General features: G+C 63.2%; 16 protein-coding genes and 1 pseudogene. 11 read left to right on the top strand and 6 right to left on the bottom strand.

All coding sequences use genetic code 11. The features are described from left to right. Window positions 1-91: 91 nt before the first annotated feature. From AB4Y42_RS26895 to AB4Y42_RS26905, 3 genes are all read left to right on the top strand, one after another. Window positions 92-2050: an aconitase family protein gene (locus tag AB4Y42_RS26895; RefSeq protein WP_368695857.1), complete on the top strand. Its 1959-nt coding sequence runs from the start codon at window positions 92-94 to the stop codon at window positions 2048-2050. A 48-nt stretch (window positions 2051-2098) separates the two neighbouring features. Further along, a complete protein-coding gene (locus AB4Y42_RS26900; protein WP_368695858.1) occupies window positions 2099-3553 on the top strand; it encodes an MFS transporter in 1455 nt (484 codons plus the stop codon). A gap of 126 nt (window positions 3554-3679) precedes the next feature. Next, window positions 3680-4306 (top strand): lytic transglycosylase domain-containing protein, encoded by a 627-nt coding sequence (locus AB4Y42_RS26905; RefSeq protein WP_368687219.1) that lies wholly within the window; start codon window positions 3680-3682, stop codon window positions 4304-4306. A 397-nt stretch (window positions 4307-4703) separates the two neighbouring features. On the opposite strand, the gene AB4Y42_RS26910 is transcribed toward AB4Y42_RS26905, so the two are convergent. Together AB4Y42_RS26910 and AB4Y42_RS26915 are read right to left on the bottom strand one after the other, a co-directional pair. Next, complete coding sequence (locus AB4Y42_RS26910; protein ID WP_368695859.1) at window positions 4704-5075, bottom strand: hypothetical protein; 372 nt, start codon at window positions 5073-5075, stop codon at window positions 4704-4706. 396 nt (window positions 5076-5471) lie between these two features. Beyond that, the gene (locus AB4Y42_RS26915; protein WP_368695860.1) at window positions 5472-6086 is read right to left on the bottom strand and encodes a GNAT family N-acetyltransferase; all 615 of its coding nucleotides are present in this window, start codon (window positions 6084-6086) and stop codon (window positions 5472-5474) included. A gap of 252 nt (window positions 6087-6338) precedes the next feature. Between AB4Y42_RS26915 and AB4Y42_RS26920 the strand changes: the two are divergent. After that, window positions 6339-6575 (top strand): annotated as a pseudogene (locus tag AB4Y42_RS26920) (AraC family transcriptional regulator); the annotation flags it as partial. Window positions 6576-6596: 21 nt separating this feature from the next. Here AB4Y42_RS26920 and AB4Y42_RS26925 read toward each other — a convergent pair. Further along, complete coding sequence (locus AB4Y42_RS26925; protein WP_368695861.1) at window positions 6597-7580, bottom strand: aldo/keto reductase; 984 nt, start codon at window positions 7578-7580, stop codon at window positions 6597-6599. A 141-nt stretch (window positions 7581-7721) separates the two neighbouring features. Between AB4Y42_RS26925 and AB4Y42_RS26930 the strand changes: the two genes are divergently transcribed. After that, window positions 7722-8642: a LysR family transcriptional regulator gene (locus AB4Y42_RS26930; protein WP_368687214.1), complete on the top strand. Its 921-nt coding sequence runs from the start codon at window positions 7722-7724 to the stop codon at window positions 8640-8642. A 186-nt stretch (window positions 8643-8828) separates the two neighbouring features. Beyond that, window positions 8829-10145, top strand: coding sequence for an ATP-binding protein (locus AB4Y42_RS26935; protein ID WP_368687474.1), 1317 nt, complete (start codon window positions 8829-8831; stop codon window positions 10143-10145). Between the two features lie 46 nt (window positions 10146-10191). Here AB4Y42_RS26935 and AB4Y42_RS26940 read toward each other — a convergent pair whose 3' ends face one another. Then, on the bottom strand, window positions 10192-10557 hold the full coding sequence (locus AB4Y42_RS26940; protein WP_133181087.1) for a hypothetical protein: 366 nt from the start codon (window positions 10555-10557) through the stop codon (window positions 10192-10194). Window positions 10558-10790: 233 nt separating this feature from the next. On the opposite strand from AB4Y42_RS26940, the gene AB4Y42_RS26945 reads away from it, so the two are divergent. From AB4Y42_RS26945 to AB4Y42_RS26955, 3 genes are read left to right on the top strand one after another with little or no spacing between them, the layout of a single operon-like run. Continuing rightward, window positions 10791-11174 (top strand): GFA family protein, encoded by a 384-nt coding sequence (locus AB4Y42_RS26945; RefSeq protein WP_368695862.1) that lies wholly within the window; start codon window positions 10791-10793, stop codon window positions 11172-11174. Continuing rightward, complete coding sequence (locus AB4Y42_RS26950; RefSeq protein WP_368695863.1) at window positions 11171-11353, top strand: hypothetical protein; 183 nt, start codon at window positions 11171-11173, stop codon at window positions 11351-11353. The genes AB4Y42_RS26945 and AB4Y42_RS26950 overlap by 4 nt, the downstream gene beginning before the upstream one ends. Next, window positions 11298-12041 (top strand): response regulator, encoded by a 744-nt coding sequence (locus tag AB4Y42_RS26955; protein WP_069266943.1) that lies wholly within the window; start codon window positions 11298-11300, stop codon window positions 12039-12041. The genes AB4Y42_RS26950 and AB4Y42_RS26955 overlap by 56 nt, the downstream gene beginning before the upstream one ends. Before the next feature lie 34 nt (window positions 12042-12075). On the opposite strand, the gene AB4Y42_RS26960 is transcribed toward AB4Y42_RS26955, so the two are convergent. Next, entirely contained in the window at window positions 12076-12996 is a 921-nt protein-coding gene (locus AB4Y42_RS26960) for an alpha/beta fold hydrolase (RefSeq protein ID WP_368695864.1), read from the bottom strand. A gap of 76 nt (window positions 12997-13072) precedes the next feature. Next, window positions 13073-13630 carry a TetR/AcrR family transcriptional regulator gene (locus AB4Y42_RS26965; protein ID WP_368695865.1) on the bottom strand — a complete coding sequence of 186 codons (558 nt, stop codon included), beginning with the start codon at window positions 13628-13630 and terminating at the stop codon, window positions 13073-13075. 552 nt (window positions 13631-14182) lie between these two features. Between AB4Y42_RS26965 and AB4Y42_RS26970 the strand changes: the two genes are divergently transcribed. Next, on the top strand, window positions 14183-14494 hold the full coding sequence (locus AB4Y42_RS26970) for a DUF3304 domain-containing protein (protein WP_368687209.1): 312 nt from the start codon (window positions 14183-14185) through the stop codon (window positions 14492-14494). A gap of 104 nt (window positions 14495-14598) precedes the next feature. After that, window positions 14599-15081 carry a DUF3304 domain-containing protein gene (locus tag AB4Y42_RS26975; protein WP_368687208.1) on the top strand — a complete coding sequence of 161 codons (483 nt, stop codon included), beginning with the start codon at window positions 14599-14601 and terminating at the stop codon, window positions 15079-15081. Window position 15082: the final 1 nt, after the last annotated feature.

Below are 15082 nucleotides of genomic sequence, written 5' to 3' on the forward strand. Positions count from 1 at the left end.
GGGCATCGCGAACGGCGATGCCCCCTTTGCCGATCGAGCACTTCATCGCGCCGCCCGGCGCCGTCAAGATTTCCCCTCAAGGAGAAATTGGATGGCAACACTGGAATTGACTGGGCGCGTACTGTTTCTTTGCAATGACCCGGAGCAGGTCGAGCGGCAATTGAACGGCGCCGATCTGCAAGGCGTCACGCCGGACGCCTTGAGAGACGACGTCTCGACCGACGAGATCACGCCGATGAGCGTGCTCACGCGCTTCGACGAGCGCCTCGGCCGCGTACCCTACCTTGGCTTTCAGGCCGGCGGGCGCAATCCTGTTGGTATGGATTCCGTACGAAATGGCGGATTCAGCGTGACCGTGGCCGGCAATCGCTACGGCAAGGGATCGTCGCGCGAGCACAGCCCGCTGGCCGAATTCCGTGCGGGCATCCGGCTCGTCATCGCGCGCAGTTTCGAGCGCATTTATCGACAGAACGCCGACAACATCGGCCTGTTCACGTCGACCGACTTCGGGCTGATCGAGCGCATCCAGCGCGGCGAACCGGTCGACATCGAAGAGCTGGTTGCCTCTCGCGACGGCCTCGCGGCGTCGATTCTGCGCGGCGGCGGATTGTTGAGATACGGCGCGCAATCCATGCGGCAGATTGCGCATGCCACGCATCGAGCACAGAACCCGCCGTTTACGTTCGCACTGAAAATCCTCGCGCGCCATGTCTTGCGCACGGAGCGCACGGGCGAATCGCTCACGCCGGGCGCGGGCGTTTTCGTGCGTGCGGACTGGCGTTTCATCCACGAGTACTACACGGGCATGGCAGCGCACATGCTGCATGCCGCGTTCGGCAAGCCGCTCTCGCTGCACGATCCCGAAACCCTACTCGCGTTCGAAGACCATCTTTCGTATGCGCATAAGAGCGAGCTGCATGTGCGCGATGGACTATTGCCCGATGTGCGCGAGCTTTCGGCGGCGCACCGGCAATTCGCGCACGACTACGGTTTGCGCATTCACGGCTATTTGAGCGAGCTGGACGGCGGCATCCGCGAAGGCTCCGAAGGCATTTCGCACGCGATGATGGCTGAACGCTATGCCCTGCCGGGGCAGGTCGTCGTCGGTACCGATTCGCATACGCCGCATAGCGGTGCGCTCGGGTGTCTGGCGTTCGGCGTGGGTACCACCGACATGGCGAATGCGTTCGTGACGGGCGCGGTGCGCATGACGGTGCCGCAGTCGCTGCGCGTGAATTTTCACGGTCCTGTTCCCGCGGGCGTGACGGCGAAAGACCTCGTGCTGCACCTGCTCGCGCAGCCCAGCATTCGCGCCGGCGCGGGCGTGGGAAAAGTGTTCGAGTTCGCCGGCTCCGCGATCGCGCGATTGAGCACTGACGAGCGCGCGACGCTCACGAACATGACGGCGGAACTGGGTGGCTTCACGGGCATCGTCGCGCCCGATGAAGAAACCGTGCGTTTTTTGCGCGAGCGGCGCGGCATCGAATTCGCCATCGAGCCGTGGATGCGCAGCGACCCGGACGCTGTGTATGCCGAAGTCATCGACATCGACTGCGCTCACGTCTCGCCCATGCTCGCCGCGCCTGGCGACCCCGGCAACGGCATCGCACTGCATGAACTCGAAGCGAGGCCGCGCATCGACATCGCCTATGGCGGCTCGTGCACGGCGGGCAAGCGCGAAGACTTCGACCACTACCACGACGTGCTGGCGTGGGCAGCGGCGCGCGGCCTACGCGTGCCCGCAGACGTGAAGCTCTACCTGCAATTCGGCACGTCCGACGTGCGCGACTATTGCGTGCGGCGCGGCTATATCGCGGCCTTCGAGCAGGTGGGCGCCATACTGCTGCAACCCTCATGCGGTGCGTGCGCCAATTGCGGACCGGGGGTTTCCGTCGACGCGGGCCAGGTCACGATCAGCGCGATCAACCGCAATTTCCCGGGGCGCTCGGGGCCTGGCCGTGTGTGGCTCGCGAGCCCGCCGACAGTCGCGGCGAGCGCGCTCGCGGGAGAGATCGCTTCATTTGACGAATTGAAAGCGCGATATCCGTAAGCCACGTGCCACGAACAATTGATGCCAACTACTACATTGGAGACAGACATGGCCATTCTGGAGGGCGCGGCGAATCTGCGGGCCGCTGACCATGGAGCACCCGCCGATGCGAACACGGTTGCCGACGGCAGCGCGCAGTACGGCGCGATATCGGCCCGTCTCGACCGGCTTCCGGCCACGCGCGCGGTATGGAAGCTGATCTTGCTGCTCAGCCTCGGGTTCTTCTTCGAACTGTACGATCTACTCTTCACCGGGTATGTCGCACCGGGTCTGGTCAAGAGCGGCATTCTCACTTCGACCACGCCGGGCCTCTTCGGCACTTCGGGCGTGGCGAGCTTCATTGCCGCTCTGTTTTGCGGGCTCTTCATCGGCACGGCCGCGTGCGGCTTCCTCGCGGACCGCTTCGGGCGGCGCGCCATCTTCACGTGGTCGCTGCTGTGGTACGTCGCGGCGAACACGGTCATGGCCTTCCAGGATACGGCGAGCGGCCTGAACCTCTGGCGTTTCGTTTCGGGACTGGGCATCGGCGTCGAACTCGTGACGATCGGCACCTACCTCTCCGAGCTTGCGCCCAAACACCTGCGCGGCAGGGCGTTCGCCGTGTGCCAGGCGATCGGCTTTTCGGCGGTGCCGGTCGTGGCGTTTCTTTCGTGGCTGCTGGTGCCGCGTGCGCCGCTGGGGCTCGATGGCTGGCGTTGGGTCATGCTGCTGGGCGGCATTAGCGCGCTCTTTGTCTGGTACTTCCGGCGCAATCTGCCCGAGAGTCCGCGTTGGCTCGCGAGTCAAGGCCGCACCGAAGAAGCCGCAGCGGTATTGGCGGACCTCGAAGCAAAGGTGGCGCGGCAATATGGTGCACCGCTGCCTGCGGTAGGCCCGGCCGACCCGGTGCCGCGCAAAGCGGGATTCGCGGACATGTGGAAGCCGCCATACGGCAAACGCACCGTCATGCTCATCGTCTTCCATATCTTCCAGACGGTGGGCTTTTACGGCTTTGCGAACTGGGTGCCCACGCTGCTCGTGAAGCAGGGCATTACGGTCACGTCGAGCCTCATGTACACCACGGTAATCGGTCTCGCTGCGCCGCTGGGTCCGCTGCTCGGCTACTGGATTGCCGACCGCTTCGAGCGCAAGCATGTGATCGTCGGCATGGCGGCGATCAATATCGTGAGCGGTCTGTTGTTCAGCCAGGCGTCGGCGGCGGTCGCGATCGTGACGCTCGGCGTGCTGCTGACGCTCGCCGGCAACATCATTTCGTTCACCTATCACACCTACCAGCAGGAGCTTTACCCCACGGCCATTCGCGCGCGCGCCGTGGGCTTCGTCTATTCGTGGAGCCGGCTCTCGGCGGTTTTCAGTTCCTTCGCCATTGCGTTTACGCTCAAGGCGTTCGGCGTGACAGGCGTGTTCGTTTTCATCGCGGGGGCGATGGCGCTCGTGATGGTGTCCATCGGCCTGATGGGTCCCCGCACGCTCGGCAAGTCGCTGGAGAGCATTTCGCATTGAGCGGTCCCCGCGCTCTGCCCACGCGTGTTTACGCAAATTTTTCGTAAGAGCGCCACCTTTTTCTGAAATTGTTCGGTCGACCGGCGTAGCCTTTCAAGGAGTTTGACAAGTAAAGCGCTAACGCAAATGAACAACAATCCCGGTGATCGGCAAGGCGCTCGTTCGCGTGGCCTTCGCGCGCTCGTTCTGGCGGCGCTCCTGGTGGGGGGTTCGTTCAACGGCATGACCTATGGCGCCGACGCATCGGTCGTTGTGCCGACCGAGCCCGCCTATGACGCCGTCCCACAGGGCATACCGACAGCCGAAGACATCGCGACGATGTTGAACCTGCGGTTTCATATCGGCCTGCACGATGCGCTGAAAATCGGCGAGGCGGTGCTGCAAGCTGCACGACGCGACACGATCTCGCCGATTCTGCTGCTCGCCGTCATCGCCGTCGAATCGAATTTCGACCGCTTCGCCGTGAGCGTCGCCGGCGCCAGGGGGCTCATGCAGATCCTGCCGTCGCAGCACAGGGACATCGTGCTTCGTGCTTCCGATCTGACCGACGCGGGCACCAACGTCAGCATCGGGTCGTCGATCCTGCACGGCTACATCGAGGCGTCCGATGGGGACGTTCACGACGCGCTTCTGCGCTATAGTGGTGGCGCTAAAGACTACCCGCGGCGCGTGGCCGATCGCGTAAGCGTGATCAAGACGGCATTCCCCGTCCAACCGCGTAGTCCGGCATCCGAAGCGGCGGCGCAATTTTAGTAACGACGCTTGCGTGGGAGGTACAACAACCATGATTCAGCCAACTGCTCAACTCACTGAGCCCATCCTGGCCGCGGACTCGTCCGTATGGTTTTCGGCCTACCGGTTTGGGTGGGGATATTGCGCCTATTCACTCCCTTGCGAGGTGCTTTGTGAAAAGCTGGGTGCGACGGACGAGTCCCCGAAACAACTCATGCTGGCATTTGCACTCAATAAATCGAGGCTCGTTCGTGTAATCGAGCATCGATATCCTCTACTCGTCAACGAGCGCATCACACTGGCGGCCACCGATCTCTGAGTGCGTTCTGGCTCGCTCGCGAATATAAACCCGACTGAGCAGCGCGAACCCCCGAGACCTGCGTCAACGGGGGGCTTCGGTTTTGTCAGGTGCCTTGCTTTAACGGCGTTGCATCTTGATAACGCGCGAAACCTGCGCGGACGTCAATCCACAGTTTTGCACATACGGCGCGCACGAAAGCGGCGTGACGAAGGACTCGTCCGGCGCATACAGGCCCGCAAACCGGTAGGCGTCAGTGTCCGTCTTGATGAATACGGGGATGGCGTCGCGTTGTCCCGACAGCGTTCGCCCCGCCGCATACGCAGAAGCACTGCTGTTGCAGATGATGACATCCGGCGCTTGTGGATTGAGGTCCGTCCGCAAACAGGCGGCGACGACCTTGCCGTTCTTCATGGGAAGAAATGCCTGCTTGTTGCCGCCACAGACCTGGTGGATGAATTCGCGTGTGTAGTTCTTGTTCATTTCAAACATGGAAAACTCCTGAATCGACTGCTGTTGATATCCACTCGGCGAATGGCCGAACAGGATTAGGGTGCTTTCCGCATTGCATTGACGTGCGAACCGATCGGGTACGAGCCGACGGCTGATCAACCGCAATCGCGGTGTTCAGATGACAATGAGGGTCGTGCGGAAATGCTGCCGGGACGCGCACCGTTCGCCTGCTGGCAAGACGGTGGCTTGAGGAGAAGGCTCAGACGTCGTGTCAGTCAGGCAAGGAACAACCAGGGGGACGAGGACATCGGATGTTCATGGAACATCTCCGTATTGGATTACCGCAATATTTTAATGCGCTATCTTTTTGCGGCAAGTAAAAAGAGCGTAAAGGCGTTCACAGGATAGTGAATTCAGTGCCGCTCCATATAGGCGTTATCGGTCGTTCTGCAAGCGACGGTTAGCGTGCGTCGCAGGTGCGTGCCGCCAGCCAATTAGGGTAGGACGACTGAGTACGGCGCTGTCATCGGGGCAACCGGGGAAGTGGACCGTATCGACGAGCCTGAACCCTAGCGTGTGGTAGAAGTCGAGAAGACCACCCGCGGCAACCGGCGTATCGAGAGCCAGTTGCGCATAGCCCAGGGCTGCTGCCCACCGATTGGCAAACGACAGTAATGCCCGGCCAATGCCCAGGTGTTGCCAACTCGGATCGACGCCGTACCGGTGAATCGTTGCCACGTCCTGGCGCCGGTAGTGGCGGCACGGTGAGGAGGGGTTGGTTGCTTCGATGGTCAGCGTTCCCACGAGCTGACCGTTGCACGCGGCGATAAAGCACGCCTCTGCTTTCGCGCTTCGCCGCCGGCCGGATTCGCGACTCACGTAGTAGCGGCTAATTTCCTCTTTCCTGTCGAGGCTCGAGACGGCGCTGCGAAGCAGCTTCGCGATCAGTTCCGATGAATCGCGATGGATGTCGAACCGCCGGATCTGGAGCCGGACCATTTCGGACGGATCCAGGCTGAGCCATTCGTCGTGTTCTTCTGTTGCGATCATGAATGATTCGGCTTTGGAGTAGGAGAACCGGCGCCTCAATGCGGCCGCGTAACGGGTGTTGCGCGCAGCGGCCAGGTCTTCTGAACATGCCGGGATGGCTGGCATCGACGACGAGAATGGGGCTCAGCGTTACCGCCTACGCACGGAAGCGCGGAGACCGATCCCGTGATCGCCTCCGTACAGCGTAGAACGAAGCCCGTAAAGATGGTGCAAAAAGATGGTGCTTCACGACACGGCACGTGCGATGCGCGCCGTTCGCTGCGCGAGTGGCACTCGCTCGTGAAGGCCGAGGGCGCGTAGTTCGCGGCCACGGAGCGCTTCGCCAACGGTCAGGCCTTCGACTGGGCGGCGTTCGCCCAGGCCGAAGGCTTCGCGGATCAGGCGCACTCGAGCCGCACGACCCGCCGCATGACGGGCTTCTCGCCCGCCGACTTCGCGCAGCGCTATGTCGAGGACGAGGCGTTCTGGATGTACCGGTTGTGGGTGTGAGCTGGCCGCGCGCGCGCAGGCTTAGCGGTCCACGCGCTGCTGCCACTGCGCCGGATAGCGGTCGCCCGCGACCTGGATCTCGTTGAGCGCCGCTTCGATGGCGGCGAGATCGCCCGCGCTCAACTCTACACTGGCCGCGCCCACGTTCTCGTCGAGCCGCGCAAGCTTCGTGGTGCCAGGAATCGGCACGATCCACGGCTTTTGCGCGAGCAGCCAGGCCAGCGCGATCTGCGCGCGCGTCGCGCCTTTGCCGTCGGCGAGGCGGCCGAGCACGTCGACCAGCCCCGCGTTCGCCTTGCGGTTCTCCTCGGTAAAGCGCGGCACCATGGCGCGGAAGTCGCTTTGGTCGAACGACGTGCGCTCGTCGATCGCGCCGGTCAGAAAGCCCTTGCCGAGCGGGCTGAACGGTACGAAGCCGATGCCCAGCTCCTCCAGAACCGGCATCACCTTGTGCTCCGGCTCGCGCCACCAGAGCGAATATTCGCTCTGCAGCGCCGCGACGGGCTGCACGGCGTGGGCGCGGCGGATGGACTGCTCGCCCGCTTCGGAAAGGCCGAAGTGCTTGATCTTGCCCTCGCGGATCAGGTCCTTGACCGTGCCGGCCACGTCTTCCATCGGCACGTTCGGATCGACGCGGTGCTGATAGAACAGGTCGATGCGGTCGGTCTTCAGGCGCTTGAGCGACGCTTCGGCCACGGCGCGGATGCGCTCGGGGCGGCTGTCCATGGGCTTCTTCGAGTCGCCGTCCTGAAAGCCGAACTTCGTGGCGATCACCACCTGATCGCGAATCGGCGCGAGCGCCTCGCCAACCAGTTCTTCGTTGACGAAGGGCCCGTAGACCTCGGCCGTGTCGAAGAACGTGACGCCGCGCTCGAACGCCGTGCGGATCAGGCGGATCGCGTCGTTCTTTTCGGTGGCGGGGCCGTAGCCGAAGCTTAAGCCCATGCAGCCAAGGCCCAACGCGGAAACTTCCAGGCCGTTCTTGCCGAGTGTGCGCTTTTGCATGTCTTGCTCCTGTTTGCGTGAACTGAAATGAGCGGCGCTCCGTTCGCGTGGGCCCCGCCTTCTACCCGATCGAGTGTAGGTTGCTGCAGGGCGCTCAACAATCCCGCTAAACTTGCATGGGGTATTGAGGAAAATTCACAAATGGTGCGCACCGGCTTATCCGAATTGACGGCCTTCGTGACGATCGCCGAGCAGCGCAGCTTCAGCGGCGCCGCGGGCGTGCTGGGCGTTTCGCCTTCCGCGCTGAGCCATACCGTGCGCAACCTGGAGGCGAAGCTCGGCGTGCGCCTCCTGAACCGCACCACACGCTCCGTGGCGCTGACCGAGGCGGGCGAGCAACTGCTCAGCCGCGTGCGGCCCGCCATGGCCGATCTCGAAGACGCCGTCAACGACGTCGCGACCGCGAGCAACCGGCCTTCGGGATCGATCCGCATCAGCGCCTCGGAATCGGGCGCGCGCCCCCTCATTCGCCATGTCCTGCCGGGGTTCCTCGCCCGCTATCCGGACATCCGCGTGGAGTTCGTGGCGGACTCGCGGCTCGTGGACATCGTGGCGGGCGGATTCGACGCCGGTGTGCGCGTGCTCGAAGACGTGCCGCGCGACATGATCGCCGTGCGCTTCACGCAGGACATGCGCTTTGGCGCGGTGGCCTCGCCCGACTATCTGGCGCAGCATGCGCCGCCGCGCGCGCCGCACGACCTCGAGCAGCACCGCTGCATCCGCTTTCGCTTCGAGAGCGGTGCGCTGTTCCGCTGGGATTTCGCGCATCGCGGCAAGAGCGCCAGCATCGACGTGGACGGCCCGCTCACGCTCGGCAACCTCAACCTGATGGTCGAGGCGGCGCTCGCGGGGGTGGGCGTGGCCTGGGTGCCGGAAACGCTCGTGGCTGAGCATGTGGCCGCCGGGCGGCTCGTCCACCTGCTGCCCGAGTGGGGGCCGGTGTTTTCCGGGCTCTGCCTTTACTATCCGGCCAATCGGCATCCGCCCGCGGCGCTGCGCCTGTTCGCGCAGGCCGTGCGCGAATGGGCCGATGCCGCACCGCAGCGCAAGCCGCAAACGTGAAAGGACGCGCTGAAACGAACAAGCCTGCAATGTATTGTGTCCCGCGCCCGCGCCGATACAGTGAGATACAAAGCCTGTCGCGGCATGGGGTATAAACGCATCATTCCCTGCACACGGAGTCCGAACATGCACGCCGATGGACTTGCGGCCCGCCGCACACCGCTGGTTTTAGCGGGCGGCGCGGCAATGAGCGCGCTGCACTGGCCGCGCACGCTGTTCGCGCGCCTCGCCCTGATCCTTTGCGTCGGCCTCGCGCTCGCGCAGGGGCTGTCGTTCAAGCTCACGATGACCGAGCGCAACGACGCCACCGCGAACATGATGACCAATTACATCTCGCGCGAAGTCGCCATCTCCGTGGCGCTGCTCGACCATCTGCCCGCGGCCGAACGCGCCGCGTGGCTGCCGCAACTCGCGCGGCGTACCTATAGCTTCATCCTCGGTCCCGGCACGCCGGGCGAGCCGCCCGAAGCGAGCCGCTCGAAGGACGTGGCCTCGGCCATCGCGGCGGGCCTCGGCGACAAGTACGCGCTCACGACCAATTCGGTGCCCGGCAAGCACGAACGCCTGCAGATCCACCTGCGACTGTCGGATGGCTCGCCGCTCACCATCGACTACCGTCCGGGTCCCGCGCTGCCCCTGTCGGGCTGGCTGCCGGCCGTGCTCGTCGCCCAGCTCGTCGTGCTGGCGGCATGCTGCTGGTTCGCGGTGCGCACCGCCACGCGGCCGCTGCACGAACTCGCGCGCGTGGCCGACGCGCTCGGTCCGGACCTGAAGGCGGAGCGTCTGGAGGAAGAAGGGCCTTCCGAAGTGGCGCGTGCGGCGCGCGCGTTCAACGCGATGCAGCAGCGCATCTCGGCGCACGTGGCCGAGCGCATGCAGATTCTGGCGGCCATCTCCCACGATCTGCAGACGCCGATCACGCGCATGCGGCTGCGCGTGGACCAGATGGACGACGAAGCGCAGGCGGGCAAGCTCGCCCAGGACCTGCACGAGATGGAGCAGCTGGTGAAGGAGGGCGTGGCCTACGCGCGTACGCTGCACGGCACCGGCGAAGCGCCCGCCCGCGTCGACCTCGATGCGCTGCTCGACAGCCTCGTATGCGACTACGTGGATGCGGGCTCGCCCGTGACCTTCGAGCGCCGCCTGAACGTGGCGATCGTCACGCGCGTGCAGGCGCTGCGCCGCATCGTCGGCAATCTCGTCGATAACGCGCTGAAGTATGGGAGCACGGCGGCCATCGAGGTGAGCGCGTCGCCGCAGGACAAGACCGTCACGATCTCGGTGCTCGACAGCGGCCCCGGCATTCCCGAGGAAGCGCTCGAAAAGGTGTTCGAGCCGTTCTACCGGCTCGAAACCTCGCGCAACCGGGGCACGGGCGGCACGGGCCTGGGCCTCGCGATCTCGCGCCAGCTCGCCGTGGCGATGGGCGCTGAACTCACGCTGCGCAACCGGCCCGAAGGCGGGCTGGAAGGGCGGCTCGTGCTGGGCGGCGCGGAGGCGTGAAGGGCGGCGCGCCACGAGCGCCCGGTCGTGCGGGTCAAGCGGTTGCTCAGGCGAGCGGAATGAACACGTTGAACTGGCCTTCCTCGGGGTGGCGCGAGCGATGGCCCTTGCCAATGGTGTCTTCGCACAGCACGACCGTGCCCGGCTCGCAGTGGCGCGTGTCGCCGTCGCTCGTTTCGAACTCGACCCAGCCGGTCATCCAGATCACGAACTGACGAACCGGCGTGGTGTGCCAGTCCGCCTCCTTGAGGCCGGCCGGCACCCAGCCGAAGCGCACCGCCTTTGCCGGCTCCCACGTCGAGAGGTAAATGGGCGGGATGTTGGGAAAGAGCTCGAGCGGCGTGAGCGGGATATCGATGTCCTCGAAATGGGACTCGCCCTGGGCGTCGGCATAGATGCGCAGACATTTCATGGGGACCTCCTGGAGCCGTTCTCTGCGTTTCGCTCGCTATCAGCTTGCGAGCATAAACAATGCCGGTTTGTGGCTGGCCCGGCTGTGGTCATCGCCGGCCATTTCAGGTCGATATGCGTCGCGCCGGATGGGCGCTAGCGGTCATTGTCGTCCCGAATCGGGCGGGGCGGTTCCAGGTTGTACGCGGCGGATGGCGCGCTATCCATCACCCAACGAAATCAATGGAGAGCAAGATGAGCACGTCGACGAGCACGACCCGCTGGAAGGGTTCCTGTCATTGCGGTGCGGTACAGTTCGAAGTTCACACCGCGATCGAGCCGGCCGGGCGTTGCAACTGCAGCCTGTGCCGCCGCAAGGGCGCGCTGATGAGCCCGCCGTTCGAGGCCCGCGAACTGACGATCCTCACGGGCGAAGACGCGCTCACGCTGTACCAGTTCAACACGCGCGTGGCGAAGCACTATTTCTGCAGGCACTGCGGCATTTATCCGTTTCACCAGACGCGCAGGGACCCGGCGCGCTGGCGCGTCAATCTCGGCTGCCTCGAGGGCGTGGACGTCTACGCGCTCGAAGCGTCGGTTGCCGACGGTGCTAGTCTTTCCCTGGTGGAGGACGCATGAAACGCCTGCTCGCCATCCTGTTCTTCGCGGCGAGCGGCCTGGCTGCGGAGATTGCGCATCCGGTGTACTGTTCGTGCATCGCAGAAACCCGTTCACGCCTCGCGCGCAAGGAGAAAAACACCAATGACGGAAAAGATGGATCACGTCCTGATCGTCGACGACGATCGCGGCATACGTGAACTGGTCGGGGCCTACCTCGAAAAGAACGGCATGCGCGTGTCGCTGGCCGCGAACGGGCGCGAAATGCGCTCGGTGCTGGAGGGCGGCGCGCCCGACCTGATCGTGCTCGACCTCATGATGCCCGGCGACGACGGGCTCGTGCTGTGCCGCGAGCTGCGTGCGGGCAAGTTCCGCGCCGTGCCCGTGGTGATGCTCACTGCGCGCAATGAGGAGACGGATCGCATCGTTGGCCTCGAAATGGGTGCCGACGACTACCTGCCCAAGCCGTTCGCCGTGCGCGAACTGTTCGCCCGCATCCGCTCGGTGCTGCGCCGCACACGCATGCTGCCGCCGGGCATGGAAGTGAGCGAGGCGGCGCAACTGCTCGCGTTCGGCGACTGGCGGCTCGACACGACGGCGCGGCATCTGCTCGACGCCGAGGGCACGATCGTCGCGCTGAGCGGTGCGGAATACCGGCTGCTGCGCGTGTTTCTCGACCATCCGCAGCGCGTGCTCACGCGCGATCAGTTGCTGAGCCTCACGCAAGGCCGCCAGGCCGACGCGTTCGACCGCTCGATCGACCTGCTCGTGAGCCGGCTGCGCCAGCGCCTGCGCGACGAGGCGCGCGAGCCGCGTTACATCAAGACGCTGCGCAGCGAGGGGTATGTGTTTTCCTCGGCGGTGACCACGGTCGAAGCACCGGAGTAACGCCCGAGGAACGCCGGAGGAACGCCGGCCCTGGTCAGGTCTGGCCGAAGAAACGCAGCAGTGCTTCGGCCACGGCCGCGGGTTGCTCCTCCGGCAGAAAATGACCGCAGTGGGCCAGCGTCGCGCCTTGCACCTCATCGGCGTAAAGGTGCAGCGGACCGGCCATGTCGGCAATCGAGCCCTGATCGGCGCTCAGCGCGAGAACGGGCATTCGCAATTTGCCGCGTGAGCCCAACTCGCGATTCTGACGCGCCGAAACGTCGGCCGCGCGGTAGTAGGCCAGCCCCGCACGCAAGCCGCCTTCCTTCGTGAACACGCGCAGATATTCGTCGATATCGGCATCTGTGAAGGTTTGCGGATTCGCCGTTTTGCGGCGCAGAAACCACTCCAGATACACGCGCTCCTTGCCTGCTATCAGCAGCTCCGGCAGATCGGGCACCGCATGGAAGGCGAAGTGCCAGGTGCGCCACGCGCGCTCGGGCGCGACGGGCAGCGCTTCCGGCAGCGTGATGCCGGGAATGCCGGCGTCGAGCAACGCGAGGCTCGACACTTCATCGCCGAATAGTGCCGCATAGGGGTAAGCGACCCAGGCGCCGACATCATGAGCGGCGAGGTGGTAGCGGCGTGCTCCGAGCTTACCGAGCAGCGCGTGCAGGGCGGTTGCGACGGATTGCGTGTCGTAGCCGCCCTGTGGGCGGTCGGAGTCGCCCTGGCCGGGCAGGTCCGGTGCGATCACGCGGTAACGCTCGGCGAGCAGCGGCATGACCTTGCGCCACGCGAACCAGCTTTCCGGATAGCCGGCCAGCAGCACAATTGTTTCGCCATCCTGATTTCCGCCGATCACGTAGTGGAGCCGTGTGCCTTCGATGGTTTCGAAGCGATGCGTGAAGCCTGGCAGGATGGAGTCGGCCAGCGACGCTGGACCGTGGTCGATGATGCGTGAGGGCGTACTCATGGCGTGACACTCCAGTGGGTTTGAGGAACGCAGGCATCGATTGGAAATAATAATTTCCAAATTAGCCAAAAAAATTTCAACGCAGTAGACGCATGGCTTCGTCGGCGGCGGCCAGCATGTCGCGCTGCGTGCGACCGGATTTGCCGATCAGACGAAAACCGTGGAGCAGGGCGAGTAACGTGCGCGCCATGGCCGGGACATGGATTTCCGCTGCAACCGAACCGTCTTGCTGGCCTTGCTGGAGGAGTTCGCGCAGCATCTCTTCGGTGCGCCGCATGGCGGCTTCGATGCGCGTGGCGACTTCGTCGTCGAACGTGGCGAGCGCCGTTGCGCTGGAAACCACGAGGCAGCCGCGCCGGCCCTCGCTGCCGTGGGACGACTCGGCGTAGAAGATGAAGATGACGCGGATCTTCTCGCTTGCTTTGGACTGCTTGTCGATGCGGTGGCGCAATTCGGCGTTGCGTGTGGTGACGTAATGGTCGAACGCGGCGAGAAAGACGCCGCGCTTGTCGCCGAAGGCCTTGTAGAGGCTCCCTGCGGTCAGGCCCGTTGCTTCGCTGAGATCGCCCACGGAGGTGGCGTGGTAGCCGCGCTCGCGGAAGACGCGCACGGCGCCGTCCACGACGGTTGCCATGTCGAATTCGCGTGGGCGGCCGGGGCTGCGGGCCAGAGGTTGGGATGGGTGCTCGAATGCCATGGGGGTGATTATAGGAAATGTTTATTTCCTAATCAAGGGATTTTTCTGACAGCAATTCAAGATAAAACGGGTATGGGGATTCCACCCTGTTGTTGCACACTGGAAGGCCTTACCGCGGTTTGCCGACACCGCTCGCCGGATTTCATCCGCTAAGCCGGCGCCATGTTTCGCAGGCTAATCAACGCCTCCATTTGTCAGTCTTTGACACGCTAGCACTGAGATGCGTCAAAAGATCTCCAGTTTTCGGTCTATACCTCATTGAGGCCGTGTCGTCCGCACGATATAACCGGAATGATTCGAGAGTGAACACCTTCGCTGTCTTCTGAAGCCCAGATCACGATCCAGATCTTGGTCACGTTTCCCAAAAAACAGCTGCGAAATCAATTTGTTTAAAAAGGCAAGAGAATGCGGACTTTCTCAAAGAAAGGAGTGACCGGCATCTTACTCTGCCTCTTATTTATGCTCCAAGGTTGCAAGAAAGAGCCCTACATGCTGGGGTTGGTTGGATACAACTATACAGACCGGCAAATTGCTGACTTTTCGGTGAATGGTCAATGGGGTGCAAATCTCGCGCTAAGTACTCCAACCTCCGGTGGAGGAAGCACCATGTGTTGCGTAGTTATGAGCCGTGACACGAAGACGCCGTTCTCGGTTGATGTGGAATATCAGATGGATGCACTTGAAGCCTTTCCACCACGCATGGTAATTGAGCCAGATGGCTTATACAGAAAATCGAGGATTCAGGTGACCGGTCCCATTCCACAAGATCCAAACTACCTTGAGATTCATTTTTTATCCTGACGGTCATATCGAGGCGGCCCTATCAGGCCGGGACGGCCCTTCACCGCCGCGGTTGAAGCTTGAGCGCCGCTTACCTTTCGTTCGCTGAAACACAAAGACATCAAGTGAAAACGAAGAACTCCGTTCTGCTTCTTATTTTTTGCGTGCTGCCGGTTCTGTTAACTCAGGGTTGCAAGAAAGAGCCTTATATGCTTGCCGTTATCGGCTATAACTACACCGACCGCGCTATAGCTGATTTCGCAGTCAATGGTCAGGGAGGTAGCAACGTAGAACTTAGTACACCTTACGCTGGCGGAGGAAAGGAATCTTGTTGCGTCCTTATGAATAGCGACACGAAAACACCATTTTCGGTCGACGTTGAGTTTCAAATGGATGCACTCGAAGCGTATCCGCCACGGAAAGTAATTGAGCCAGCAGGACCATACAAAGAAAAGAGGGTTGAGGTAACAGGCCACATACCGTCCGACCCAAGCTACCTCGAGATTCACTTTTATCCGGATGGCCATATTGAGGCCGCCCTATCAGGCCGAGATGGCCCGTCACCGCCGCGACTGAAGCTTGAACGCCGCTTGCCTTTCGTCCGATAGA

The organism is Paraburkholderia sp. EG286B (genome assembly GCF_040965655.1).
Classification (GTDB): Bacteria; Pseudomonadota; Gammaproteobacteria; order Burkholderiales; family Burkholderiaceae; genus Paraburkholderia.

Bases quoted from the DNA above. Each gene is read 5' to 3' on its own strand.
- AB4Y42_RS26945 (WP_368695862.1), top strand. From the start codon at position 10,791: ATGAGCACGTCGACGAGCACGACCCGCTGGAAGGGTTCCTGTCATTGC.
- AB4Y42_RS26905 (WP_368687219.1), top strand. From the start codon at position 3,680: ATGAACAACAATCCCGGTGATCGGCAAGGCGCTCGTTCGCGTGGCCTT.
- AB4Y42_RS26935 (WP_368687474.1), top strand. From the start codon at position 8,829: ATGAGCGCGCTGCACTGGCCGCGCACGCTGTTCGCGCGCCTCGCCCTG.
- AB4Y42_RS26960 (WP_368695864.1), bottom strand. From the start codon at position 12,996: ATGAGTACGCCCTCACGCATCATCGACCACGGTCCAGCGTCGCTGGCC.
- AB4Y42_RS26970 (WP_368687209.1), top strand. From the start codon at position 14,183: ATGCTGGGGTTGGTTGGATACAACTATACAGACCGGCAAATTGCTGAC.
- AB4Y42_RS26895 (WP_368695857.1), top strand. From the start codon at position 92: ATGGCAACACTGGAATTGACTGGGCGCGTACTGTTTCTTTGCAATGAC.
- AB4Y42_RS26955 (WP_069266943.1), top strand. From the start codon at position 11,298: ATGACGGAAAAGATGGATCACGTCCTGATCGTCGACGACGATCGCGGC.
- AB4Y42_RS26915 (WP_368695860.1), bottom strand. From the start codon at position 6,086: ATGATCGCAACAGAAGAACACGACGAATGGCTCAGCCTGGATCCGTCC.
- AB4Y42_RS26940 (WP_133181087.1), bottom strand. From the start codon at position 10,557: ATGAAATGTCTGCGCATCTATGCCGACGCCCAGGGCGAGTCCCATTTC.
- AB4Y42_RS26950 (WP_368695863.1), top strand. From the start codon at position 11,171: ATGAAACGCCTGCTCGCCATCCTGTTCTTCGCGGCGAGCGGCCTGGCT.
- AB4Y42_RS26965 (WP_368695865.1), bottom strand. From the start codon at position 13,630: ATGGCAACCGTCGTGGACGGCGCCGTGCGCGTCTTCCGCGAGCGCGGC.
- AB4Y42_RS26910 (WP_368695859.1), bottom strand. From the start codon at position 5,075: ATGTTTGAAATGAACAAGAACTACACACGCGAATTCATCCACCAGGTC.
- AB4Y42_RS26930 (WP_368687214.1), top strand. From the start codon at position 7,722: ATGGTGCGCACCGGCTTATCCGAATTGACGGCCTTCGTGACGATCGCC.
- AB4Y42_RS26900 (WP_368695858.1), top strand. From the start codon at position 2,099: ATGGCCATTCTGGAGGGCGCGGCGAATCTGCGGGCCGCTGACCATGGA.
- AB4Y42_RS26925 (WP_368695861.1), bottom strand. From the start codon at position 7,580: ATGCAAAAGCGCACACTCGGCAAGAACGGCCTGGAAGTTTCCGCGTTG.